The sequence below is a fragment of the Nocardia sp. XZ_19_231 genome (assembly GCF_015355705.1).
In the GTDB taxonomy this organism is placed as follows: Bacteria; Actinomycetota; Actinomycetes; order Mycobacteriales; family Mycobacteriaceae; genus Nocardia; species Nocardia salmonicida.
In genome coordinates this window covers 28,140-49,503 of sequence record NZ_JACUZI010000007.1, presented here as the reverse complement: position 1 = coordinate 49,503, position 21,364 = coordinate 28,140, and the positions used below count along the sequence as shown (strand labels likewise).

The 21,364-nt window shown below is 67.8% G+C and carries 23 protein-coding genes; 14 read left to right on the top strand and 9 right to left on the bottom strand.

The genetic code is table 11. From position 1 onward, the window contains the following. Positions 1 to 19 precede the first annotated feature (19 nt). The 10 genes from IBJ82_RS27160 to IBJ82_RS27115 are packed head-to-tail and all read left to right on the top strand — an operon-like array spanning position 20 to position 8,853. Positions 20 to 508, top strand: a complete 489-nt coding sequence (locus tag IBJ82_RS27160; protein ID WP_194828835.1) for a pyridoxamine 5'-phosphate oxidase family protein — start codon at positions 20 to 22, stop codon at positions 506 to 508. Positions 509 to 565: 57 nt separating this feature from the next. Continuing rightward, on the top strand, positions 566 to 1,135 hold the full coding sequence (locus IBJ82_RS27155; protein ID WP_194828834.1) for a TetR/AcrR family transcriptional regulator: 570 nt from the start codon (positions 566 to 568) through the stop codon (positions 1,133 to 1,135). Then, positions 1,132 to 1,698 (top strand): hypothetical protein, encoded by a 567-nt coding sequence (locus IBJ82_RS27150; RefSeq protein WP_194828833.1) that lies wholly within the window; start codon positions 1,132 to 1,134, stop codon positions 1,696 to 1,698. The genes IBJ82_RS27155 and IBJ82_RS27150 overlap by 4 nt, the downstream gene beginning before the upstream one ends. A gap of 57 nt (positions 1,699 to 1,755) precedes the next feature. After that, positions 1,756 to 2,979, top strand: coding sequence for a cation:proton antiporter (locus IBJ82_RS27145; protein ID WP_194828980.1), 1,224 nt, complete (start codon positions 1,756 to 1,758; stop codon positions 2,977 to 2,979). A gap of 27 nt (positions 2,980 to 3,006) precedes the next feature. Next, positions 3,007 to 4,065: an N-acetyl-gamma-glutamyl-phosphate reductase gene (argC, locus tag IBJ82_RS27140; protein ID WP_194828832.1), complete on the top strand. Its 1,059-nt coding sequence runs from the start codon at positions 3,007 to 3,009 to the stop codon at positions 4,063 to 4,065. Next, positions 4,062 to 5,288 (top strand): bifunctional glutamate N-acetyltransferase/amino-acid acetyltransferase ArgJ, encoded by a 1,227-nt coding sequence (argJ, locus tag IBJ82_RS27135; RefSeq protein ID WP_194828831.1) that lies wholly within the window; start codon positions 4,062 to 4,064, stop codon positions 5,286 to 5,288. The genes argC and argJ overlap by 4 nt, the downstream gene beginning before the upstream one ends. Then, positions 5,285 to 6,199 (top strand): acetylglutamate kinase, encoded by a 915-nt coding sequence (argB, locus tag IBJ82_RS27130; protein WP_194828830.1) that lies wholly within the window; start codon positions 5,285 to 5,287, stop codon positions 6,197 to 6,199. Before argJ ends, argB begins: the two co-directional genes overlap by 4 nt. Next, the gene (locus IBJ82_RS27125) at positions 6,196 to 7,398 is read left to right on the top strand and encodes an acetylornithine transaminase (protein ID WP_194828829.1); all 1,203 of its coding nucleotides are present in this window, start codon (positions 6,196 to 6,198) and stop codon (positions 7,396 to 7,398) included. Before argB ends, IBJ82_RS27125 begins: the two co-directional genes overlap by 4 nt. Further along, on the top strand, positions 7,395 to 8,327 hold the full coding sequence (argF, locus tag IBJ82_RS27120; RefSeq protein WP_194828828.1) for an ornithine carbamoyltransferase: 933 nt from the start codon (positions 7,395 to 7,397) through the stop codon (positions 8,325 to 8,327). Before IBJ82_RS27125 ends, argF begins: the two co-directional genes overlap by 4 nt. A gap of 22 nt (positions 8,328 to 8,349) precedes the next feature. After that, entirely contained in the window at positions 8,350 to 8,853 is a 504-nt protein-coding gene (locus IBJ82_RS27115) for an arginine repressor (protein WP_056824335.1), read from the top strand. Positions 8,854 to 8,859: 6 nt separating this feature from the next. Here the strand turns inward: IBJ82_RS27115 and IBJ82_RS27110 are convergent, their stop codons facing one another. Next, positions 8,860 to 9,423, bottom strand: coding sequence for a TetR/AcrR family transcriptional regulator (locus IBJ82_RS27110; protein ID WP_370585498.1), 564 nt, complete (start codon positions 9,421 to 9,423; stop codon positions 8,860 to 8,862). 126 nt (positions 9,424 to 9,549) lie between these two features. Here IBJ82_RS27110 and IBJ82_RS27105 point away from each other — a divergent pair, with 126 nt between their 5' ends. After that, positions 9,550 to 10,965: an MFS transporter gene (locus IBJ82_RS27105; RefSeq protein ID WP_228537749.1), complete on the top strand. Its 1,416-nt coding sequence runs from the start codon at positions 9,550 to 9,552 to the stop codon at positions 10,963 to 10,965. Here IBJ82_RS27105 and IBJ82_RS27100 read toward each other — a convergent pair. The 5 genes from IBJ82_RS27100 to IBJ82_RS27085 all read right to left on the bottom strand — a co-directional run bounded on the left by IBJ82_RS27100 (position 10,849) and on the right by IBJ82_RS27085 (position 13,100). Further along, a complete protein-coding gene (locus IBJ82_RS27100) occupies positions 10,849 to 11,670 on the bottom strand; it encodes a DUF4184 family protein (RefSeq protein WP_194828827.1) in 822 nt (273 codons plus the stop codon). The two genes, IBJ82_RS27105 and IBJ82_RS27100, sit on opposite strands and share 117 nt — an antisense overlap. A gap of 30 nt (positions 11,671 to 11,700) precedes the next feature. Beyond that, positions 11,701 to 12,522 (bottom strand): aldose 1-epimerase, encoded by an 822-nt coding sequence (locus IBJ82_RS27095; protein WP_228537748.1) that lies wholly within the window; start codon positions 12,520 to 12,522, stop codon positions 11,701 to 11,703. A 66-nt stretch (positions 12,523 to 12,588) separates the two neighbouring features. After that, the gene (locus tag IBJ82_RS27090; protein ID WP_194828826.1) at positions 12,589 to 12,735 is read right to left on the bottom strand and encodes a hypothetical protein; all 147 of its coding nucleotides are present in this window, start codon (positions 12,733 to 12,735) and stop codon (positions 12,589 to 12,591) included. 62 nt (positions 12,736 to 12,797) lie between these two features. Continuing rightward, positions 12,798 to 12,929, bottom strand: a complete 132-nt coding sequence (locus IBJ82_RS35120) for a hypothetical protein (RefSeq protein ID WP_255284563.1) — start codon at positions 12,927 to 12,929, stop codon at positions 12,798 to 12,800. 30 nt (positions 12,930 to 12,959) lie between these two features. Then, complete coding sequence (locus IBJ82_RS27085; protein WP_194828825.1) at positions 12,960 to 13,100, bottom strand: hypothetical protein; 141 nt, start codon at positions 13,098 to 13,100, stop codon at positions 12,960 to 12,962. Positions 13,101 to 13,369: 269 nt separating this feature from the next. Here IBJ82_RS27085 and IBJ82_RS27080 point away from each other — a divergent pair, with 269 nt between their 5' ends. Next, the gene (locus tag IBJ82_RS27080) at positions 13,370 to 14,572 is read left to right on the top strand and encodes an argininosuccinate synthase (protein WP_194828824.1); all 1,203 of its coding nucleotides are present in this window, start codon (positions 13,370 to 13,372) and stop codon (positions 14,570 to 14,572) included. Between the two features lie 185 nt (positions 14,573 to 14,757). Then, positions 14,758 to 16,176, top strand: coding sequence for an argininosuccinate lyase (gene argH / locus IBJ82_RS27075; protein WP_194828823.1), 1,419 nt, complete (start codon positions 14,758 to 14,760; stop codon positions 16,174 to 16,176). 22 nt (positions 16,177 to 16,198) lie between these two features. Here the strand turns inward: argH and IBJ82_RS27070 are convergent, their stop codons facing one another. The 3 genes from IBJ82_RS27070 to IBJ82_RS27060 are packed head-to-tail and all read right to left on the bottom strand — an operon-like array spanning position 16,199 to position 20,683. Then, entirely contained in the window at positions 16,199 to 18,574 is a 2,376-nt protein-coding gene (locus IBJ82_RS27070) for a PEP/pyruvate-binding domain-containing protein (protein ID WP_194828822.1), read from the bottom strand. Beyond that, on the bottom strand, positions 18,565 to 19,557 hold the full coding sequence (locus IBJ82_RS27065) for a TIGR03617 family F420-dependent LLM class oxidoreductase (protein ID WP_194828821.1): 993 nt from the start codon (positions 19,555 to 19,557) through the stop codon (positions 18,565 to 18,567). The genes IBJ82_RS27070 and IBJ82_RS27065 overlap by 10 nt, the downstream gene beginning before the upstream one ends. A gap of 10 nt (positions 19,558 to 19,567) precedes the next feature. After that, on the bottom strand, positions 19,568 to 20,683 hold the full coding sequence (locus IBJ82_RS27060) for a hypothetical protein (RefSeq protein ID WP_194828820.1): 1,116 nt from the start codon (positions 20,681 to 20,683) through the stop codon (positions 19,568 to 19,570). 49 nt (positions 20,684 to 20,732) lie between these two features. On the opposite strand from IBJ82_RS27060, the gene IBJ82_RS27055 reads away from it, so the two are divergent. Then, positions 20,733 to 21,356: a TetR-like C-terminal domain-containing protein gene (locus tag IBJ82_RS27055; protein ID WP_194828819.1), complete on the top strand. Its 624-nt coding sequence runs from the start codon at positions 20,733 to 20,735 to the stop codon at positions 21,354 to 21,356. Positions 21,357 to 21,364 lie beyond the last annotated feature (8 nt).

The following is a 21,364-nucleotide window of genomic DNA, read 5'->3' as shown; positions in this document are numbered from 1 at the left end:
TGGTCGTACGGTACGAGATATGACCACGTGGAGCCAGTTCACCGAAGAAGCACCGAGCGTCGCCGCACTGTTCCTGCGTCGGCACCAGGCCACCGGCAAGCTGTGTATGCTCGCCACCCTGCGTGCCGACGGATCGCCACGAATCAGCCCGATCGAACCGGTGATCTTCGAAGGCATGCTCGTCCTGGCAGGCATGCCGAACACCCGAAAATTCGACGACCTCGCCCGCGACCCGCGCTTCTGCCTGCACACCGCCACCGTCGACACCATGGTCTCCGACGGTGACGCGAAACTCTTCGGCACCGTCACCGATCTGCACGACGAAGCCGTCCACGCCCGCTTCGCCCACAAGCTGTTCGACGACAGCGGTTTCGACATCCGCGGCGAGAAGTTCGACCACTTCTACATCGCCGACCTCACCGGCGCCTCGACGGTCGAAGTCCGCGACGACCGCCTCGACATCACCGTCTGGAAACCCGGTGCGGGCGAAACGATCGTCCAAAAATGAGCCGCCCGCCGGGATGTGTTCATTGATTATGGCTGACCGGTCAGTCATAATTAGTCCATGCCGAAGAGAGTCGATGTGGATGCCCGACGCGCCGAGATCCTGGCGGCGGCCGTTCGGGTGTTCGCGAGAAAAGGGTTCGCCGCGTCCCGGATCGAGGATGTGGCGGCCGAGGCCGGTGTCGCGAAAGGCAGTGTCTACCTCGCGGTCAGCAGTAGGGAGGAGCTGCTGATCGCGGCGTTCGACCAGTACCGTGCTCGCGCGCAGGAGCAGCTCGCGGTTCCGGGAACCGGGTCGGCGCTGGATCGACTGGCCGAGCTGATCCGGGCGACGGTCGCGATGCTGGCGGCCCATCCGGACCACGCGCGCGTGCTGCTGGATGTGTGGGCCGCTCGCACTCCGATAGATATGGCCGCTGTGTACGCGGACTACCGCGCGGCGATCGCCGACCTGCTACGTGAGGCGGGCGCCGAGGGGCAGTTGCGGTCGGGGATCGGGCCGGAGCACGCGGCGGTGATCGTGGGCGCGATCGAGGGCTGCCTGGTGCAGTGGCTCGCCGACGATCGTGTCCGGCTCGTCGATCTGGCCGAACCCATCGTGGCGGTGTGTGTGGAAGGTATCCGGCGATGACGATCACCGACCGGCTGATCGCCCCGAACACGACGAGAAGTGAAGCTGCCCTGTGCTATTCGGCCGCGATCGCGGGCGCGGCGACAGCCGGTCTGCTCGCCGGGCACGCGGGCGGATCCGCGCTGGTGATCGCCGTGGTCACGCTGGTCGGCTTCGACCTGTTCGGCGGCGCGGTCGTGAACGCGACGGCCTCGGCCAAGCGCTGGTTCCATCGGCCGGGGCGCCATGCCCGCCACCACCTCGCCTTCGTGGCGATCCACGGCCAGCCGTTCCTGCTGGCACTGGTGGTGCCCGGGTTCGGCTGGTGGACGGCGGCCGCGATCTATGGGCTCGTCGTCGCGGCCGCCGTCGCGGTGACCTCGACGCCGCACCGACTCCGTACTCCGGTCGCCTTCGCCGGCACCGTCTTCGGTACCGCGATCACCACCGCCGTGCTCGCCGTTCCCACGTTCCTGCTCTGGTTCGGGCCCGTCCTGCTGATCAAACTCCTCCTCGCCCATCTCCTGCCGGAACCCGGGACCGTCGACAACGATCTGCCGACGATGCCTCGTCCGGCGGGGTAACGGTCGGCCGCGCGCGGTTTCGCGGATCGGAGGTGCCGCTGTGCCACGATGACCCGCATGGAGCTGCTCGCTTCCGCTGGTGTCGGCGATTCCTCGCCGATCGTCTCGCTGTTCTGGATCGCGCTCATCGCGGTGGTCGCGCCGCTGCTGTCGCGGCTGGTGCGCGGGTATCTGCCGGATGTGGTGATCCTGCTGGTGGCCGGGGCGGTGGTCGGACCGCATGTGCTCGGGTGGGCGAGTAGCGCGGGCGGCGTCGACCTGGTCAGCGAGTTGGGGTTGGGGATGCTGTTCCTGCTGGCGGGCTACGAGCTCGATCCGCAATTGTTGCGTGGCCGATCGGGGCACACAGCGTGGATCGTGTGGATGGTGTGCCTGGTGTTCGCGTTCGCGATCGTGGCGGTGGCGGCGGACAGGTCGACCGGCACGCGCGTCGCGGTCGCCATCGCGTTGACCTCCACCGCTCTCGGCACCCTGATACCGATTCTGAAGCAGTCCGGAATCGTCGACTCTGCACTGGGCCGGGCGGTGATGACGCACGGCGCCGTGGGTGAGCTGGGGCCGATCGTGGCGATGTCGGTGCTGCTCACCAGTAGAGATGCGGGCAGTGCGGTGGTGATCCTCTTGATGTTCGCGGTGGCGGCCCTTGTCGTCGGATTCGTGCCGTTGCGAATGCTCGACCGCATGCCAGATCTCGGCGCCGCGCTGGGCAGACTGGGTGGCGGCACCTCGCAACTGCCGGTGCGCGGGGTGGTGCTGCTGCTGTTGGTGCTGATGGTGATGGCCGAGGTCTTCGATCTGGACGTGGTGCTCGGCGCGTTCGCCGCGGGCATGATTCTGCGGCGGCTCATCGCGGCGGGACACCCGGATGTGGACTCGTCGCTGGAGGCCATCGGGTACGGGTTGCTGATCCCGGTGTTCTTCGTGGTGTCGGGAATGGGCATCGATGTCGAGGCGGTCGGTCGCGATCCGGGACTGTGGTTGGGGTTCGTGGTCACCATCGCGATCGCCCGCGGCGTGCCCGTCTGGCTGAGCGAGCGATTCATGCCGCGCGGGGACAACCTGCCGACCGGACGCGAGCGGGTCGAATTGGCCCTCTACGCCGCGACGGGCCTGCCGATCATCGTCGCGGTGACCCAGGTCGCCACCCAAACCGGCCTGTTGAAAGCCGATGTCGCCTCGATCCTGGTCGCGGCGGGAGCGGCGACCGTTCTGATGTTCCCGCTGGTAGCGCGCCTGATCGGGACCTCGGAGGCGAAGTCGGTCACACCCGCTCATGAATGAGCTTGCATAGTCGTGCATAATCATCACATGGTTGATTCGTCGGGAGGACCCGTGTTGCGGGTGGCGGTTGCCGGTGCGAGTGGATACGCCGGTGGCGAAGTGTTGCGTCTACTGCTCGGGCATCCCGAATACCGAGCCGGGCGCCTCGAGATCGGGGCGCTGACCGCCGGTTCCAACGCGGGCACCGCACTGGGCGCGCTACAGCCGCACCTGCTGCCGCTGGCCGACCGAATCCTCGACGAGACCACCCCCGAAATCCTGGCCGGTCACGACATCGTGTTCCTCGGCCTCCCGCACGGTCAGTCGGGCGCGATCGCCCAAGCGCTGTCCGAGGAGACGGTCATCATCGACTGCGGCGCCGACTACCGGCTCACCGACGCCGCCGCCTGGGAGAAGTACTACGGCAGCCCCCATGCGGGCAGCTGGCCCTACGGTCTGCCCGAACTGCCCGGTGGGCGGGCGAAGCTCACCGGCGCCCGGCGGATCGCGGTGCCCGGCTGCTATCCGACCGTGTCGAGTGTGGCGCTGGCCCCCGCGATAGCGGCCGGGATCATCGAGCCCGCGGTGAATGTGGTTGCGGTGAGCGGTACTTCCGGCGCGGGACGCAAGCTCGATGTCGGCCTACTCGGTTCCGAGGTGATGGGCAGTGTCCGGGCCTACAGCGTCGCGGGCGCGCACCGGCACACCCCCGAGATCGCGCAGAACCTGAAAGCCGCCGGTGGCGTCGATGTCTCGGTGTCGTTCACACCGGTGCTCGCCCCGATGCCGCGCGGCATCCTCGCCACCTGCACCGCCGCGACGAAGGTCGATGCCGCACACGCGCGCGCCGTCTACGAAAAGGCTTACGCCGAAGAACCTTTCGTGCACCTGCTGCCCGAAGGTGTACTGCCGCAGACCGGTTCGGTACTCGGCTCCAACGCCATCACCCTGCAGGTGACCGTCGATGCCGACGCGGGTCTGCTCGTGGTGATCGGCGCGATCGACAACTTGACCAAGGGCACCGCGGGCGCCGCGGTGCAATCGATGAATCTGGCCGTCGGATTCGACGAGACCGCAGGACTTTCCACCGTAGGAGTGGCACCGTGACGACCCCTGATCCGCAGACCCCGGACCACGGCAAACTGATCCACACCCAGGGCGTCACCGCGCCGCTCGGCTTCCGCGCGGCGGGTATCGCGGCCGGTATCAAGGCCAGCGGCAAGCCGGACCTCGCACTGGTGCTCAACGAGGGCCCCGAGTACTCGGCCGCCGGTGTGTTCACCAGCAACCAGGTCAAGGCCGCGCCGGTGCTGTGGTCGCAGCAGGTACTCAAGACCGGTCACGTGCGCGCGGTGATCCTGAACTCCGGTGGCGCGAACGCCTGCACCGGCCACGGCGGCTTCCAAGACACCCACAAGACCGCCGAGGAACTCGCCGCGGCACTGAGCAATTGGGGCACCGAGACCGGCGCGGGCGAGATCGCGGTCTGCTCGACGGGGCTCATCGGTGACCGCCTGCCGATGGACAAGCTCGTCCCCGGCATCACCGAGATCGTGCACGAGATGGGCGGCGGCATGTCGGGTGGCGCCGATGCCGCCCACGCGATCATGACCACCGACACCGTGCCGAAGGAGTCGGCGTTCCACAGCGAGGACAAGTGGAATGTCGGCGGCATGGCCAAGGGCGCGGGCATGCTCGCGCCGTCGCTGGCCACCATGCTCGTCGTGCTCACCACCGACGCCGTCGCCACGCCCGACCAGCTCGATTCCGCGCTGCGCAAGGCCACGAAGTACACCTTCGACCGGCTCGATGTCGACGGCTCGTGCTCCACCAACGACACCGTGCTGATCATGGCCAACGGTGCCAGCGGCGTGGCGCCGTCGCAGGAAGATCTCGACGCCGCGGTGTTCACCGTGTGTGACGACCTGGCCGCGCAGCTGATGGCCGACGCCGAGGGCGTCACCAAGCGGGTCCGGGTCACCGTCACCGGCGCGGCCTCCGAGGACGAGGCGCTCACCGTCGCCCGCGCCGTCGCCCGCGACAGTCTGGTCAAGACCGCGCTGTTCGGTTCCGACCCGAACTGGGGTCGCGTGCTCGCCGCCGTCGGCATCGCGCCGGTGACCCTCGACCCGAACCGGATCGCGGTGTCGTTCAACGGCAATCCGGTCTGCGTCGACAGTGTCGGCGCGCCGGGTGCCCGCGAGGTCGACCTGTCCGGCGAAGACGTCGACGTGCTGATCGAGCTCAATGTGGGCGAGGGCACCGCGATGGTGCGCACCACCGACCTCTCGCACGCCTACGTCGAAGAGAACTCGGCGTACAGCTCATGAGTAGCAGTGTGGTGCACACCTTTTCGGCGCTGGACAAAGCGCACGTGCTGGCCGACGCGCTGCCGTGGTTGCAGAAGTTCCGCGACAAGATCGTGGTCGTGAAGTACGGCGGCAACGCCATGGTCGACGACGAACTCAAGGCCGCCTTCGCCGCCGACATGGCGTTCCTGCGCACCGTCGGCGTGCATCCCGTGGTCGTGCACGGCGGTGGCCCGCAGATCAACGCCATGCTGAAAAGGCTCGGTATGGCGGGCGAATTCCGCGGCGGCTTCCGCGTCACCACCCCCGAGGTGATGGACGTGGTGCGGATGGTGCTGTTCGGTCAGGTCGGCCGTGAACTCGTCGGGCTGATCAACGCGCACGGCCCGTACGCGGTCGGTATCTCCGGCGAGGACGCGCACCTGTTCACCGCCACCCGGCGCACCGTCGCCGTCGAGGGCGTCGCCACCGACATCGGCCTGGTCGGCGACGTCACCGAGGTCAACCCCGGCGCCGTGCTCGACCTGATCGACGCGGGCCGCATCCCGGTGGTCTCCACCATCGCCCCCGACGCCGACGGCGTGGTGCACAACATCAACGCCGACACCGCCGCCGCCGCACTGGCCGAGGGCATCGGCGCGGAGAAGCTCGTTGTCCTCACCGACGTCGAGGGCCTCTACACCGACTGGCCGGACCGCTCCTCGCTGACCAGTCAGATCGACGCCGACGCGTTGGCGAAGTTGCTGCCGCGCCTGGATGCGGGCATGGTGCCGAAGATGGAAGCGTGCTTGCGCGCCGTGCTCGGCGGGGTCCCCAGTGCCCACGTGATCGACGGGCGCGTGCCGCATTCGGTACTACTGGAACTGTTCACCGGAGAAGGAATCGGAACCATGGTGACCCCCGCCGGGTCGCCGGATGGAACGCAATCATGAGCGAAACAGAGATGCTGCAGCAGCGGTGGTCGGCCGCGATGATGGACAACTACGGCACCCCGAAGGTCGCGCTGGTGCGCGGCGCCGGTGCGGTGCTCTACGACGCCGATGGCAAGCGCTACATCGACTTCCTCGGTGGCATCGCGGTCAACAGCCTCGGCCACGCCCACCCCGCCATCCTGGAAGCGGTCACCCAGCAACTGGGCACGCTCGGCCACGTGTCGAACCTGTACGCCAGCGAGCCCGTGATCGAGCTGGCCGAGAAGCTCTTGGCCCACTTCGGCGACGGTGAGGGCAAGGCGTTCTTCTGTAACTCCGGCACCGAGGCCAACGAGGCCGCGTTCAAGATCGCGCGGCTCACCGGACGTTCCAAGATCGTCGCCGCCGAGGAGGCGTTCCACGGACGCACGATGGGCGCGCTCGCCCTGACCGGTCAGCCGGCCAAGCGGACGCCGTTCGAGCCGATGCCGCCCGGCGTCGTGCACGTGCCCTACGGCGACGCGGCCGCACTCGAAGCCGTGGTCGATTCCGACACCGCCGCGGTATTCCTCGAGCCGATGATGGGGGAGAGCGGTGTGGTCGTCCCGCCGTTCGACTACCTGGCCAAGGCGCGTGAGATCACCTCGCGGGCCGGGGCATTGCTGATCCTCGACGAGGTGCAGACCGGAATCGGCCGCACCGGAACGTTTTTCGCGCACCAGGCGGCGGGCATCGTGCCCGATGCGATCACCCTGGCCAAGGGCCTCGGTGGTGGGCTGCCGATCGGCGCCGTGCTGGCCCAGGGCCGGGCCGCCGAGCTGCTCACGCCGGGTCTGCACGGCACCACCTTCGGCGGCAATCCCGTCTGCGCCGCGGCGGCTCTGGCCGTGCTGCGCACGATCGACTCCGATAACCTGCTGACCCACGTGGAGTGGGTGGGCAAGAAGCTCAGCGACGGCATCGCGTTGCTCGAGCATCCTGAGATCGACCACGTGCGTGGTGCGGGTCTGCTCATCGGCATCGTGCTGAAGAACGACATCTCCGCCTATGTCGACGAACGGGCGCGCGAGGCCGGCTACCTGCTGAACCCCGCCAAGCCCAACGTGATCCGGTTGGCACCGCCTCTGGTGCTCACCGAAACCCAGGCCGATAATTTCGTCGCCGACCTGCCCGAGATCCTCGACAAGGCCGCCGCCGATGCTAAGGGAGCGACCAAGTGACCCTGCGTCATTTCTTGCGCGACGACGATGTGAACCAGGCCGAACAAGCCGAAATCCTCGCCATCGCCGCCGAGTTGAAGAAGGACCCCTTCCTGCACCGGCCGCTGGACGGCCCGCGCGGGGTCGGCGTGATCTTCGAGAAGAACTCCACCCGCACCCGCTTCTCGTTCGAACTGGGCATCGCGCAGCTCGGCGGCCACGCGGTGGTCGTCGACGGCCGCGACACCCAGCTGGGTCGTGAGGAAACCCTCGGCGACACCGGCAGCGTGCTCTCGCGCTACGTCGACGCGATCGTCTGGCGGACCTTCGAACAGTCCCGCCTCGACGAAATGGCGGTCACCGCAACGGTTCCCGTGGTGAACGCGCTGTCCAACGAGTTCCACCCCTGCCAGGTGCTCGCCGATCTGCAGACGATCAGCGAGCGCAAGGGATCGCTCGCCGGGCTGAACCTCACCTACTTCGGCGACGGCGCCAACAATATGGCGCACTCGCTGTTGCTCGGTGGCGTGACGGCGGGCATGAACGTGACCGTGGCCGCGCCCGCGGGCTTCGAACCGCTGCCGTGGATCCTGGACGCCGCCGCCAAGCGTGCCGCGGAAACCGGTGCGACCGTGTCGGTCACGGGTGACCCGGTGGTCGGCGCGACCGGCGCGGACGTGCTCGTCACCGACACCTGGACCTCCATGGGTCAAGAGAACGACGGCCTCGACCGCGTCGGCCCGTTCCGTCCGTTCCGGATCGACACCGAGCTGCTCACCCATGCCGCTTCGGAAGCGATTGTGCTGCACTGTCTTCCAGCGCACCGCGGCGAGGAGATCACCGACGAGGTGCTCGACGGCGAACACAGCGTGGTCTGGGACGAAGCCGAGAACCGCCTGCACGCCCAGAAGGCGCTGCTGGTGTGGCTGCTCGCGAAAGCCGCCGCGTGAGACCGCGAACCGGGGCCGGGCGATGAGCGCACCCGAGAAGGGCTCGCCCGCCATCGCCCGCACCCGTGCCGGCCGCCAGTCCCGCATCATCGAACTGCTGACCTCCCACTCGGTCCGCAGTCAAACCGAGCTGGCCGCCCTGCTGTCGGCCGAGGGCATCGAAACCACCCAGGCCACCCTGTCGCGTGACCTCGACGAACTGGGTGCGGTGAAACTGCGCGCGGCCGACGGCGGCGCGGGCGTCTACATCGTCCCCGAGGACGGCAGCCCCGTGCGCGGGGTCACCGGCGGCACCGGCCGCCTGTCCAAACTCCTCGGCGACCTGCTCGTCTCCACCGACGCCAGCGGCAACCTCGCCGTCCTGCGCACCCCGCCCGGCGCCGCCCACTTCCTGGCCAGCGCCCTCGACCGCGCCGCCCTGCCCTACATCGTCGGCACGATCGCCGGCGACGACACCATCGCCGTCATCGCCCGCGAGCCTCTCACCGGCGCCGAACTGGCGGCGAAAATCGAAGACCTGGCCTGAGAGTCGCTAGCGCTTGGCGCGGAGTCCGGTGAGCGCCACGTCGGTGAGCAGCGGGGCGGACTCCGGGGCGGCCTGGCAGCCAGCGCCGATGCCGTGGCCGAGGCGCAGGATGTCGCGCGGGCTCACCTCGGGGCGGATCGCGCCTGCCTTCTGCGCCGGGATCAGAACGGTGCCCGCGGCCTCGGCCAGCAGGGTGGAGCAGGCGGTGAAAGTGTCCGAGGTTCGGTCGATGGCGGCTTTGAGAGTGGTTGCCAGGCCGTGCTTTTCGAGGATATAGGTGACCAGTTCGCCGAACCAGGCGTCGAACGCGTCGAGGGTGGCGTGCGTTCGGCGTAGTTCGTCGGCCCGTGCGGCGAGTGTCTCGATATTGGCGCGATAGACCGCTTCCATCAGGGTGGTGCGATTCGGGAAGTGGCGATACAGCGTTCCGGGACCGACCCCCGCGCGTCGCGCGATGTCATCCAGTGGTGCGTCGGTGCCGTGCTCGGCGAACGCGTCGCGGGCGCAGTCGACGATGCGCTCGTAATTGCGGCGTGCGTCGGCGCGCATCGGCCGCGACGGTGCGTCCACGAGATCCTCCACTGGAAACGGATGAAGTCTCCGTTTAGTATTGCGGAACCGGAGACTTTCTCCCTATGCTAACTCTGTCATAAACGGAGACTCTCTCCGTTTGAGTTCCTTGTTGATGGAGCGTTCTTGACTACCCCCACACTCTTCGAAATCGACCGGGTCGAACGCGTTCGGCCACGGATCGTTCTGGTTACCCTGCTCACCTGTCAGCTCATGATCATTCTCGACATCACCGTGATGAATGTGGCGCTGCCGCACATCAGGACCGATCTGGAGTTCAGCGCGACGGGCCTGTCGTGGGTGATGAACTCCTACACGCTCGTCTTCGGCGGCCTGTTGCTGCTCGGTGGCCGCGCGGGCGACCTGTTCGGCAGGCGCACCCTGTTCATCGCGGGCGTGGTGCTGTTCACCGTGGCCTCGCTGGCCGGTGGCCTGGCGCCGTCGGCCGGGTGGTTGCTCGCGGCGCGCGTGCTCCAGGGCATCGGCGGCGCCATGGCCGGGCCGAATACCCTTGCGCTACTGACCACTACGTTCACCGAGCCCAAGGCTCGAATCCGGGTGCTCGCCTTGTTCTCCGGGATGTCCAGTGCCGGATTCGCGATCGGCTTGATCGTCGGCGGGTTGCTCACGGAATGGTTCGGCTGGCGCTCGGTGCTGTTCATCAATGTGCCGTTCGGCCTGGTCATCGCGGTGCTCGCGCTGCGGTACCTGCCCGACTTGCCGCGTCGTGCCGCTCGGCTCGACCTGCCGGGCGCGGTGACGGCCACCGCGGGCGTGGCCGCCCTGGTTTACGGTTTCATCAGTGCCGCCTCGCACGGTTGGGGCGCGGCGGGCACCGACATCTGGCTCGCGGTCGGGATGGCCTTGCTGGCGGCCTTCATCGCGATCGAACTGCGTGCGCCACAACCACTTCTGCCACTGCACCTGTTCGCCGATCGCAACCGCGCCGCCGCCTACCTGAACATGTTCCTCGGGCCGATGGCAGGCATGTCGATGTTCTTCTTCCTCACGCAGTATCTGCAGGATGTGCTGGGAATGAGCTCGCTGGCAACGGGTTTCGCGTTCCTACCCACGGCGGTGCTGATGTTCACCATGATCCGGCTGATCCCGCGGCTACTGGCGCGCCTCGGCCCGAAGCCGGTGACGCTCACCGGCTCCGTCGCCATGGTCATCGGACTCGTGCTGCTGACTCGGCTTTCGGAGAACTCCGGCTATTTCCCACTGCTGTTCGTGGCGATGGTCGCGATGGGCTACGGTATCGGGCTGGCGTTCTCGCCGCTGAACGTGATCATCATGTCCACGGTCTCGCCCGACGAGGCGGGTGCGGCGGGCGGCGCCCTGCAGACCATGCAGCAGACCGGCGGCGCGCTGGGCTTGGCCATCCTGGTGACGATCTTCGGCACCGCCGCGCGCGACGCGGGCGGTTCACCGACCCATGCCCTGGTCGGCGGCATGACCGCCGCCTTCACGGCAGCCGCCGTCATCGCCGCCCTGACCTTCCTGGTCGCGCTCACCTTCCGCAGCATCCGCTCGCCGCAGTGAGCGGATGTGACCTCTGCCGAGATGCCAGAGCACGGCGTAGACGGCCCAGGCGACAACCGCCGCCTGCGCCGCACCGACGATCGTGTGTCGGATCAGGTCGTAGGAACTGACCCGGGTGACCGGGTCGTCGACGGCGAGCGCCGCACCGATGACGGGCGCCGCGAGCAGCACGGCGACGACGGCTCGGTGCGTCCACGTCGGAGTGCGAACGGTGCGCCGGGTACGGCGCACCACAAGGTAGGTGAGGGCCGCTGTTCCGGCGAGAGAGGAGAGATAGCCGAGGACGTTGTAGGTCTTGTGCGGCTCGATGACCGTCGTCCGTAACAGCGCCAGGTGCTGGACCGCGAAACCTGTTGTCTGAGTGAAGGAATCCCAGGCCGCGTGTGTCGCGGCACCGAGCACGATGCCGGTGACCGTCGAAACCACCTCGAGCCCCGCTGATCTGGGATCAGGGGAAGAGGAGGGCGACAGGCGGAGAAGCGCCGAGGCCGGGCCGGCGGAAAGCCGGAAGGCGACAAGCAGTACGAGGCCGATCAGCAGGTCCCAGCACAGGACGCCGACAACCGAGTGGGTTGTGGTGCCGGAGAGGGGACCGGGCAGGTAGTAGACGACATCGGGGGCGATGGATCCCGCGACGAGTGCGGTAAGGGGGAGATATCGAGCGAAGGGCAGTACCGCAACAGGATGGGCGAACGTGATCGGCACGGATTCACCGTAATCGGCTGTGGTGCCGGGCTACTCGGGCTTCGAAGCCGTTCGGTCCTGCGACAGGCGCTGCCATGTCCAGTCGACGCACACGTCGAGTGGTGAGTCGGGTGTGACCATCCGGGGTTCGGTGTTCAGGCCGTTGGGTGGGCCGGACTGGGCCTCTACCGACAGGGATTGTTCCGGCAGCGTCCAGACGACCACGTCGTTGACCGGGCTGGTGATGGTGAACTCCAGGAATCCGGGCCAGGTGAGGCGGGCCAGAACGCCGTTGGGCATGCCGAAGCAGTCGTCCCACGGTGGCGGCGTCGGCGCGATCTTGCGGCCGGTGGGCAGGTAGTCCTCGCCGCGTTCGCACTGCCATGCCGGGTCGAAATCGAGCCGCACCGGCCCGGTCGCAGGCGGGACTTCGCGCAGGAACCAGGGATGCCAGCCGCCCTGGGCGGGGAAGGCGTCGTGGTCGGTGGCGATGCGCATCGCCAGGGTGAGGCCGGTGTCGGTGAGGGTGAACGTCTGGGTGACCGTGCCCGCGAACGGCCACGGATCACCGAGACGATGACTGATCGTCGCCTCGGTCGGCGAGGCCGCGACCACCTCCCACGCTCCGTCGCGGGCGGTGCCGTGAATGCTGTGCGGCGGGTTGTTGATCGGCATCTGATACGTGTGGTCGCCGACGGTCAGTTCGCCGTCGCCGAGCCGACCGGCCCACGGCGCCATGACGAAACAGCCGGTGCCCGGGTCCTGCCGGAGCAGTTCGGTGCCGTCGACGGTGAGGCTGTGGATCGCGCCGCCGTCGCCAGGGGCGATCGTGAGACCTGCGGAGCCTGCGTCGAGCCGAACATCGTCGGTCATGATTCGCACACTAGCCGCGCGGCGCTGCCGTCAGCGGTAACTCACGCCGAAATCGGGGATGCGCCGTCAGTTGAACGGGTACTGCCCACCGCCACCGCGATTGTTCGGAACAGCGATGTCGATGATGTCCTGGACCAGCTCGACGACGGCTCTGCCGACATCGAGAACACCGTTGCCGAGGGTCGAGAATTCCTGCGCGATGTATTGGAGCATCTTGTTCGTCCTCACGTGTGGCGAGCCGAATAGTGCTCTGCCAGCGTGCCACAGGTGAGGTGTCAGGAGTTGAGGAAGTTCAGGATCAGCAGGGTCAGTGGGGCGGTGATCTCGAAGACGGCGCGGCCGACATAGAGGCCGAGGGCGGCGCCTGCCTCGTAATTGTCGGAGAGGAACTGCAGGACTTCATCCATGATGTGCTCCCTGGATTCGATGTCGGTGGGTCAGGCGAAGAATCCCTGGAGCAGGGGAGTGCCGAGGTCGATGACGACTTTGGCGACCGTCAGGCCGAGGTTTCCGAGTCCGATGACCACCGTTCCGATCAGGTCGTAGTTGGCCTCGGCGAAATCACGTAGCGACTGCATGATGGCTCTCCTTCGGTCCCGACCCAATGGCTATCTGCTGTGACCAGCGTCTCATAGCTGAGAGTACTCGCCAAGGGCTGCGATGGCGTCGTCGCAGGTGATCGGCTATTTCGCCGTCGTCGGCCCGAGGCCGTACCCCCCGGTTATGAATGAGATTGCATCATCATGCATAATCATTTGTAGCAACGGCGTGAGCCGACCGGCGGCCGGAGCATCCATACTGCTCAGGGCAGCCCTTTACATACCAGACTTCGAGGAGCACAACAGACATGTCCGATCGCGTCGTACTCGCCTACTCCGGTGGGCTTGACACCTCCGTCGCCATCAGCTGGATCGCGAAGGAGACCGGTTCCGAGGTCGTGGCCGTGGCCATCGACCTGGGCCAGGGCGGCGAGGACATGAACGCGATCCGACAGCGCGCACTGGACTGCGGCGCCGTGGAGGCCATCGTGGTCGACGCGCGCGACGAGTTCGCCGACGAGTACTGCCTGCCCACCATCCAGGCCAACGCCATGTACATGGGCGAGTACCCGCTCGTCTCGGCCATCAGCCGCCCGCTGATCGTCAAGCACCTGGTCGAGGCCGCGAAGTTCCACAACGCCACCACCGTCTCGCACGGCTGCACCGGCAAGGGCAACGACCAGGTCCGCTTCGAGGTGGGCATCGGCGCGCTCGCGCCCGACCTCGAGGTCATCGCCCCGGTCCGCGACTACGCCTGGACCCGCGAGAAGGCCATCGCCTTCGCCGAAGAGAACAAGCTCCCGATCAACGTCACCAAGAAGTCGCCGTTCTCCATCGACCAGAACGTGTGGGGCCGCGCGGTCGAGACCGGGTTCCTCGAGGACCTGTGGAACGCGCCGACCAAGGACGTCTACGACTACACCGCCGACCCGACGGTGAACTTCGAGGCGCCCGACGAGGTCATCGTCACCTTCGAGAAGGGTGTGCCGGTCGCCATCGACGGCCGCCCGGTCTCCGTGCTGCAGGCCATCGAGGAGATGAACACCCGTGCGGGCCGTCAGGGTGTGGGCCGTCTCGACATGGTCGAGGACCGGCTCGTCGGCATCAAGAGCCGCGAGATCTACGAGGCGCCGGGCGCCATCGCGCTGATCACCGCGCACCAGGCCCTCGAAGCCGTCACCGTCGAGCGTGAGCTGGCCCGCTACAAGCGGCAGGTCGAGCAGCGCTGGGGCGAGCTGGCCTATGACGGCCTGTGGTACTCCCCGCTCAAGCGCGCGCTCGACGCCTTCATCTCCGACACCCAGCAGACCGTCACCGGCGAGATCCGGATGGTGCTGCACGGTGGGTCCGCGGTGGTCAACGGCCGTCGCTCCGAGCAGTCGCTCTACGACTTCAACCTGGCCACCTACGACGAGGGCGACACCTTCGACCAGTCCCTGGCCAAGGGCTTCGTCCAGATCCACGGCCTGTCCTCGAAGGTCGCCGCCCGCCGCGATCTGAACCAGAAGTAAGCTCGCCCGCCTCCCCGCGACTTTTGCCGGTCGTGGGGAGGGGGCTGAGTCGGTTGCCGGGCTTACCCGAGCGGTGGTGCCGTTTTGGGCGTGCCCGGTGAGTTACCCATGTTCTTGCTAGATCAGTTGGCACCCTAGGCTCGATTGTGGTTGCCCGATTGCTGTCGACACACAGGAGGCGCACGATGACCCACGTTGGAACCAACGAAGGTGCGCTCTGGGGTGGGCGATTCGCTTCCGGTCCGGCCGAGGCGATGGCGGCGTTGAGTAAGTCGACCCACTTCGACTGGGTGCTGGCTCCCTATGACATCCGCGCCTCCAAGGCGCATGCCCGTGTGCTGCACAAGGCCGGGCTGCTCGCCGACGACGACCTGCCCGCCATGCTGGCCGGTCTGGACGCGCTCGCCGCCGACGTCGCCTCGGGCGCCTACGGCCCCGCCGACTCCGACGAGGACGTGCACGGCGCGCTCGAGCGCGGGTTGATCGAGCGGGTCGGCACCGAACTCGGTGGTCGGCTGCGGGCCGGTCGTTCGCGCAACGACCAGGTGGCGACCCTGTTCCGGATGTGGCTGCGCGACGGTGTGCGTCGCGTCGCGGCCGGTGTGCTCGACGTGGTCGACGCGCTCGTCGCCCAGGCCGCCGCTCATCCCGACGCCGTGATGCCGGGCAAGACCCACCTGCAGGCTGCCCAGCCGGTGCTCCTCGCGCATCACCTGCTCGCCCACGCGCATCCGCTGCTGCGTGATCTGGAACGTCTGCGTGATTTCGACAAGCGCGCCGCCATCTCCCCCTACGGTTCGGGCGCGCTGGCCGGTTCCTCGCTCGGCCTCGATCCCGAGCAGATCGCCGCAGAGCTGGATTTCACTGCCTCCGCGGCCAATTCGATCGACGCCACCTCCTCGCGTGACTTCGCCGCCGAGGCGGCGTTCGTGCTGGCCATGATCGGTGTCGATCTGAGCCGGATGGCCGAAGAGGTCATCATCTGGAGCACACCGGAATTCGGTTACGCGACCCTGGCCGACGCCTGGTCCACCGGTTCATCGATCATGCCGCAGAAGAAGAACCCGGATGTCTCGGAGCTCACCCGCGGCAAGGCGGGCCGCCTGATCGGCAACCTGACCGGCCTGCTCGCCACCTTGAAAGCCCAACCGCTGGCGTACAACCGGGACCTGCAGGAAGACAAAGAGCCGGTCTTCGACTCGGTCGCCCAGCTCGAACTGCTCCTGCCCGCCATCGCGGGTCTGGTCGGCACCCTGACCTTCCACACCGACCGCATGGCCGAACTCGCACCCGCCGGGTTCACCCTCGCCACCGATATCGCGGAATGGATGGTGCGCCAAGGTGTTCCGTTCCGTGTCGCCCACGAGGCAGCCGGTGCGTGTGTGCGCGTCGCCGAGGCGCGCGGTGTCGGTCTCGACGAGCTGACCGACGAAGAGTTCGCCGCCGTCGACCCCGCGCTCACCGCCGGTGTGCGCGAGGTACTCACGGTTCAGGGCTCGATCGCTTCGCGTAACGCGCGTGGTGGCACCGCCGGTGTGCGCGTGGCCGAACAGCTCGACGAGGTCCGCAAGACCGCCGACGACGCCCGCGCCTGGTTGAGCTGATCGGCAGGTCGCAGGCCTGGCGTCAGGGCGGTCCGAGCCGGGTGACCAGACCTCGGTCCCCGTCTACCCGAACCCGGTCTCCGGTGCGCAGCACCTTCGTGGCCACCAAGGTGTTGACCACGCACGGGAGACCGTATTCGCGCGCCACCACGGCGCCGTGCGATACCGAGCTGCCGATGTCGGTGACCAGCGCGCCGATAACGGTGAAGTACGGCGTCCACCCCACGTCGGTGACCGGGGCGACCAGGATCTCGCCGGGCCGCACTTCTCGCGCGTCGACGATCGACTTCGCCACGCGCACAACACCTTCGACGCTGCCCCGGCTTGCAGGCCTGCCCACGATCTGGTCGTCGGTGATCGCGTGCGGCGGCGGGGCGAGTAGTGGGGCCGGCCTGCCCACCGACACGTCGTCGAACTCGAGGGAGTTCTGGTACGTCAGTGCTTCTCGGCGCTGCAGCGCGCGCTGCACGAGGTCGGCGATGTCATCCGCGCCGGCGACGCGAGCCAACTCGGCACGGTCGAAGAAGAAGATGAGGTCGGCATCGGGCAGTCGCCCCGACTCGGCCAGCACCGCTCCCAGGTGGCGGTAGCCCAGCTTCAGCGCATGCGCCATCAGCGCCATCTTCGATTTCGTCTTCTCGCGTCCGCGGGCGCCGCCCTGCGCCAGCCGGGCGAGAAACCTGATGGTCGCCGATCCGGGCGTCGCCTCGGGCGCGAGCAGCGGTGCGCGGTGGGCCGGATCCAGTGCGGAGCGCAGCATGACCTGCATCATCGCTCCCAGGCCGCCGGGGTCTTCGGCCCAGGACGGATCACGCATGCACAGCTCGCGGTACCCGCGGTGACCGTGCCGAGCCGAGAACTGTCGCAACGCCTCGCCGCCGGGGTTGCTCGCCGTCCGCAGCTCGATCACCGCGTCGGCCGGCTCCGCCGCGAGGAACCTCTCGGCGGCCGCGTGATCGGCGGCGATGGTTCGTACCACCGCGTCGAGCTCCTCCACCATGAGCGCGCTTTCGACATCGGACGCGCCGGCCATCAGCCGGGTCGCCTCGGCACGACCCTCGTCCGCGTCGAGTCCGTTCTCGACCGCCTGTCTGGTCAGCACGCTCTCGAGGATGTTGGCCGCAACAGCCGCGCGGGACGAGGACCGCACATGAGTCAGCGTGATGTCGCAATACTCTTCGACACCGAACTCCAACTGGCGCAGTATTTCTCGCGGGTCGTCGCCGGTCGGAATCCGAAATCCGGCGATCTTGTCGTCCAGGCGGCGGATCGCAGGCCCGGCGGACAACGCGTACGTGCTCAGCCGGATCGTATTGACGAGTCTGCGGGCGAACGGTTTCGGCGGTGCGGCCTTCAGCTCCTCGACCACCCGCCCGCAGATCGACGTGGAGAACTGCTCCAGCGAGTTGCCGAGCAGGCCCGAGCTCAGCGCCGTGCCCTCGGTCAGGTTCAGGAACATGTGCCCGTAGAAGTAGCCGACCTGCAGCCACGGCCGCTCGTACCTCGGCTGCGCCCGCGCCACCACCTGCGTCATCTGCATCGCGTAGTCGATGGCATAGCCCGACACCGAGGCGGTCAACGGGCAGAAGGCCCCCGGCATCATTTCACCGATGTTGCAGCGTGTGTACACGTGGTCGGCCCCCGCGAGCGGCGAATCCATCTCGTTGAGGTCGCCGGGCAGGGTGGTGATCGGTCGGGCCTGCAGCCACCACAGTGTGCCGGAGCGGTCGATCGCCCACTCGAGGTCCATCGGCCTGCCCCAGTGCCGCGCGGCGCGCAGCGCATCGGACCGAATCTCCGCGATCTCCGTCGGCGACAAGACGGGAGCCGCGCCGACCTCGCACACGGCGGTGTCGCCGTGGGAATCGAGGACGAGGTGGTCCGACGATGCCGTACCGTCGACGAGCGCTTCGCCGAGCCCCGCGACGGCGTCGATCACCATGAGGTCGCGTCGGCCGGTTGCCGGATCCGCGGTGAACACCACGCCCGCGGCACGCGCGTCGACCATCTGCTGCACCACCAGATGCATAGTGGCGGGAGCTTTTTCGCTATAGGACGCGACTCGCCGGGAATGCACGGACGCGACGCACTCGCGCACGGCTGCGGCGAAGGCATCGACGGAGTCGACACCGAGCACAGTGTCGTACTGGCCGGCGAAGGACTGGTCGTCCCCGTCCTCCCCGACCGCGGAGGAACGGACGGCCACGGAAGTCGCGCCGGCGGCCAGCTCCGAGAACCGCTCCGTCACAGCGTCGATGCCGCCCTGTGCGGAAGCGTCGGCGATGACGAATCCGACCGGCACAGCGAGTCCGAGACGGCGCAGCTCGGCCAGCCCGGCCGCCTTGCCGCCGTAGCTGTCGTCGACGACCTGGTCGAATTCGATCGTTGTCAGTGACATGTAGATCCTTTCAGCGCGTCCACGATCTCGGCGAGCGCGTCGACGGCGATGGGCCCCGGCTGATAGAGGCAGAGCCGGTCCGACACACCGTCGACCCGATCGCGAATATGCGCGGCCACCTCGGCCGGAGTGCCGCACGCGGCGATGGTGTGGAGGATGTCGTCGTCGATCAGGGCGGCCATCTCCCGCCACCGTCCCTGCTTGGACATCGCGTTGAGTTCCGGCTGCAGATCACCCCAGCCGTGGGCGTCGAGCACCGGCCGGTAGGCGGGGGTGGAACCGTAGAACGCCAACAGCATCCGGGTCGAGGCGTGGTCGTCACCGACCGAGACGATGATCTCCGGCACGACCTCGAAGTCGTCCTCGGAGCGTCCGGCGGCCGACAGACCGGCCCGCACGGCAGGCAACGTCGTCTCGTGCAGGAACCGTTTCGTCCCGAACGGCATCACCAGCAGACCGTCGGCCACCTCCGCGGTGGCTGCGGTCAACCGCGGCCCGAGCGCACCGAGGTAGATCGGTGGCGGACCGTACGGGTTCGGCCCCGGGACGAAGGTCGGCGTCATCAGGGTGTGTCGGTAGTACTCACCTCGAAAGTCCAGTCGCGCACCGTCGTTCCAGGTGGCGAAGATCGCGCGCAACGCCCCCACCATTTCCTTCATCCGCGCGACCGGGCGGTCGAACTCGGCCCCGTAGCGCTTCTCGATCTGCGCGCGCACCTGCGTGCCCAGGCCCAGGATGAACCGCCCCTCGGTGAGCAGTTGCAGATCGTTGGCCTGGTGTGCCAGCTGAATCGGATTGCGGGGCAGCGCGATCGCGACGTTGGACATCACGTCGAGCCCCTTGACCGCCGATGCGAGCACCAGCGGCGTGAACACGTCGAACGGTCCTTCGAAGGTGAATACCCCGGATGCGCCTGCCTCCCGGAGCACGGTCGCGCGTTCGACCGCATCCGTCGGCCCGTAGAGCGCTGTCATGATCTTCATGGCACCGTGCCTATTTCGCCACGTCGGTCCAGTCGGAGAAACCCGACGGATGGTGCGGTCCGATCACGCCGTGCTCGAACAGGCCCGCGCCCTCGCGCGTCTGCCCGTCGGCTTCCGTGCACACCGCCCGGCCCACGTGGTCGATGAGACTGAACGGCGCTCTGGCCATGACCTCCGGATCCGTCATGTCGTAGCTGACGCGTTCCGCGAACGGTCCGTCCTTCCAGGTGCCGTGTGCCCACGAGGAGTCGCCGCCGTAACCCGAGCCGAACGCGATGGGCGCGAACAACTTCGATTCGACGTCGAGTTGGATCCGATCACCCGCCCGGTTCATGAACTCGACGTGCGCGCCCGTCGGGATCCGCGTTCCGGGCTGGTAGCGGATGGTCGCGCGCACACCGTCGAGCTGCTCGACACGACCGTCGCGCCAGCGGCGGGTGCAGTCGTAGAGGCTGCGGTGACCATCGGGATCCTCTTGCAGGATCAGGAACAGCTGGTAGTCGTCGAACGCGAGCGGCAGATAGAGCCACCACATGCCGCGGAACGCGGCATCCGGGCGACCGGCGGGTTCGGGCGCGCCGATCGGGCGGATGCCCCACGAGCGATCACGGCTCGCCACACTGGTGTCGTGCTCGACCGTCAACCGTTCGCCGTCGACCTCGATCCAGCCCTCCCACGTACCGACCTGGGCGAAGCGGCACGCCTGCAACGTCACTCGCCGCTCGGTCAGCATCTCGTGCGGCCGCTCCAGAGCGGCGGGGAACAACCCGCGCCAGGTCAGATCCGCGGCGATGCCCTCGGTCTCGGCCAAGGTCAGGTGTAGCTCCTGCAAGGGTTCGACGACATCGATCCGGTAGCCGTTGACGTGTTGGTGCAGGCGGTCGTCGTCGATGGCGTCGCTCAGCCGCACCGCGGTCTGGGTGTCACCCCGGCGGACGACGAAGTAGGCGTCCTTGACCCCGAGGCGCGGGTAATAGCCGATCCCGGTGAGCGCCATGAAGCGTCCGTCTCGGTCGAGCACGTTGAAGTAGGACCGATCGTAGAAGTTCCGATCGGAGGCGGCCGGCCAGGTGAGGGGCGCGGGCACCTGATGCAGCGGGTACTCGTCGAGCGGGCTCAGATTCACAGGTCTCCCTCAAATATGATGCATGCCGTATTGGAATTATGCTGTGATCATGACAACAGAAGGCGTCAGCGAAGGCAAGAGGTCTGCGCCATCCGCCCCGGGGCGTCCGCGCGACAGCCGGATCGATGCCGCGATCATCGCGGCCACCAGAGAGCTGATTCTCGACACGGGTTACCCCGCGCTGTCGCTGTCGGCGATCGCCGCGCGCGCCGGGACGACCACGGCCGCCATCTACCGGCGATGGTCGAACAAGGCGCAGCTCGTCCACGAGGCCGTGCTGTCCGCCGAAGTCATTGCACCACCGGATGTTTCGGGCGGCGATATCCGCGCGGACATCCGGGCACTGGTCGAGACGGTCCGCACGATGTTCGACAGCCCCGAGGTGCGCTCGGCGCTACCGGGATTGATCGCGGACACCGTCGCCGCCCCCGAAGTGCACAAAATGATGATCGACCGACTGGCCGGCGACCTCGCCGCCTTCGAATCCCGCTTCGGCCACGAACGCCGTGCCGATGATCAACTCCCCATGCTCGCCGAAGTCGTAGCGGGTACCGCGATCTTCCGCATCCTCATCCGCCACGACGCCGCCCTCGACGACACCTGGGTGGACCAGATGACCGAATTGATCACCGACCGCTGGCCTCCGGACCGGGCGCCCGAGGGCTGCGGCTAGCGTGCGCT

Coding starts and splice junctions, on each gene's coding strand:
- IBJ82_RS27160 (WP_194828835.1), top strand. CDS start 20: ATGACCACGTGGAGCCAGTTCACCGAAGAAGCACCGAGCGTCGCCGCA.
- IBJ82_RS27155 (WP_194828834.1), top strand. CDS start 566: ATGCCGAAGAGAGTCGATGTGGATGCCCGACGCGCCGAGATCCTGGCG.
- IBJ82_RS27150 (WP_194828833.1), top strand. CDS start 1,132: ATGACGATCACCGACCGGCTGATCGCCCCGAACACGACGAGAAGTGAA.
- IBJ82_RS27145 (WP_194828980.1), top strand. CDS start 1,756: ATGGAGCTGCTCGCTTCCGCTGGTGTCGGCGATTCCTCGCCGATCGTC.
- argC (WP_194828832.1), top strand. CDS start 3,007: ATGGTTGATTCGTCGGGAGGACCCGTGTTGCGGGTGGCGGTTGCCGGT.
- argB (WP_194828830.1), top strand. CDS start 5,285: ATGAGTAGCAGTGTGGTGCACACCTTTTCGGCGCTGGACAAAGCGCAC.
- IBJ82_RS27125 (WP_194828829.1), top strand. CDS start 6,196: ATGAGCGAAACAGAGATGCTGCAGCAGCGGTGGTCGGCCGCGATGATG.
- IBJ82_RS27115 (WP_056824335.1), top strand. CDS start 8,350: ATGAGCGCACCCGAGAAGGGCTCGCCCGCCATCGCCCGCACCCGTGCC.
- IBJ82_RS27095 (WP_228537748.1), bottom strand. CDS start 12,522: ATGACCGACGATGTTCGGCTCGACGCAGGCTCCGCAGGTCTCACGATC.
- IBJ82_RS27090 (WP_194828826.1), bottom strand. CDS start 12,735: ATGCTCCAATACATCGCGCAGGAATTCTCGACCCTCGGCAACGGTGTT.
- IBJ82_RS35120 (WP_255284563.1), bottom strand. CDS start 12,929: ATGGATGAAGTCCTGCAGTTCCTCTCCGACAATTACGAGGCAGGCGCC.
- IBJ82_RS27085 (WP_194828825.1), bottom strand. CDS start 13,100: ATGCAGTCGCTACGTGATTTCGCCGAGGCCAACTACGACCTGATCGGA.
- IBJ82_RS27080 (WP_194828824.1), top strand. CDS start 13,370: ATGTCCGATCGCGTCGTACTCGCCTACTCCGGTGGGCTTGACACCTCC.
- argH (WP_194828823.1), top strand. CDS start 14,758: ATGACCCACGTTGGAACCAACGAAGGTGCGCTCTGGGGTGGGCGATTC.
- IBJ82_RS27070 (WP_194828822.1), bottom strand. CDS start 18,574: ATGTCACTGACAACGATCGAATTCGACCAGGTCGTCGACGACAGCTAC.
- IBJ82_RS27065 (WP_194828821.1), bottom strand. CDS start 19,557: ATGAAGATCATGACAGCGCTCTACGGGCCGACGGATGCGGTCGAACGC.
- IBJ82_RS27055 (WP_194828819.1), top strand. CDS start 20,733: ATGACAACAGAAGGCGTCAGCGAAGGCAAGAGGTCTGCGCCATCCGCC.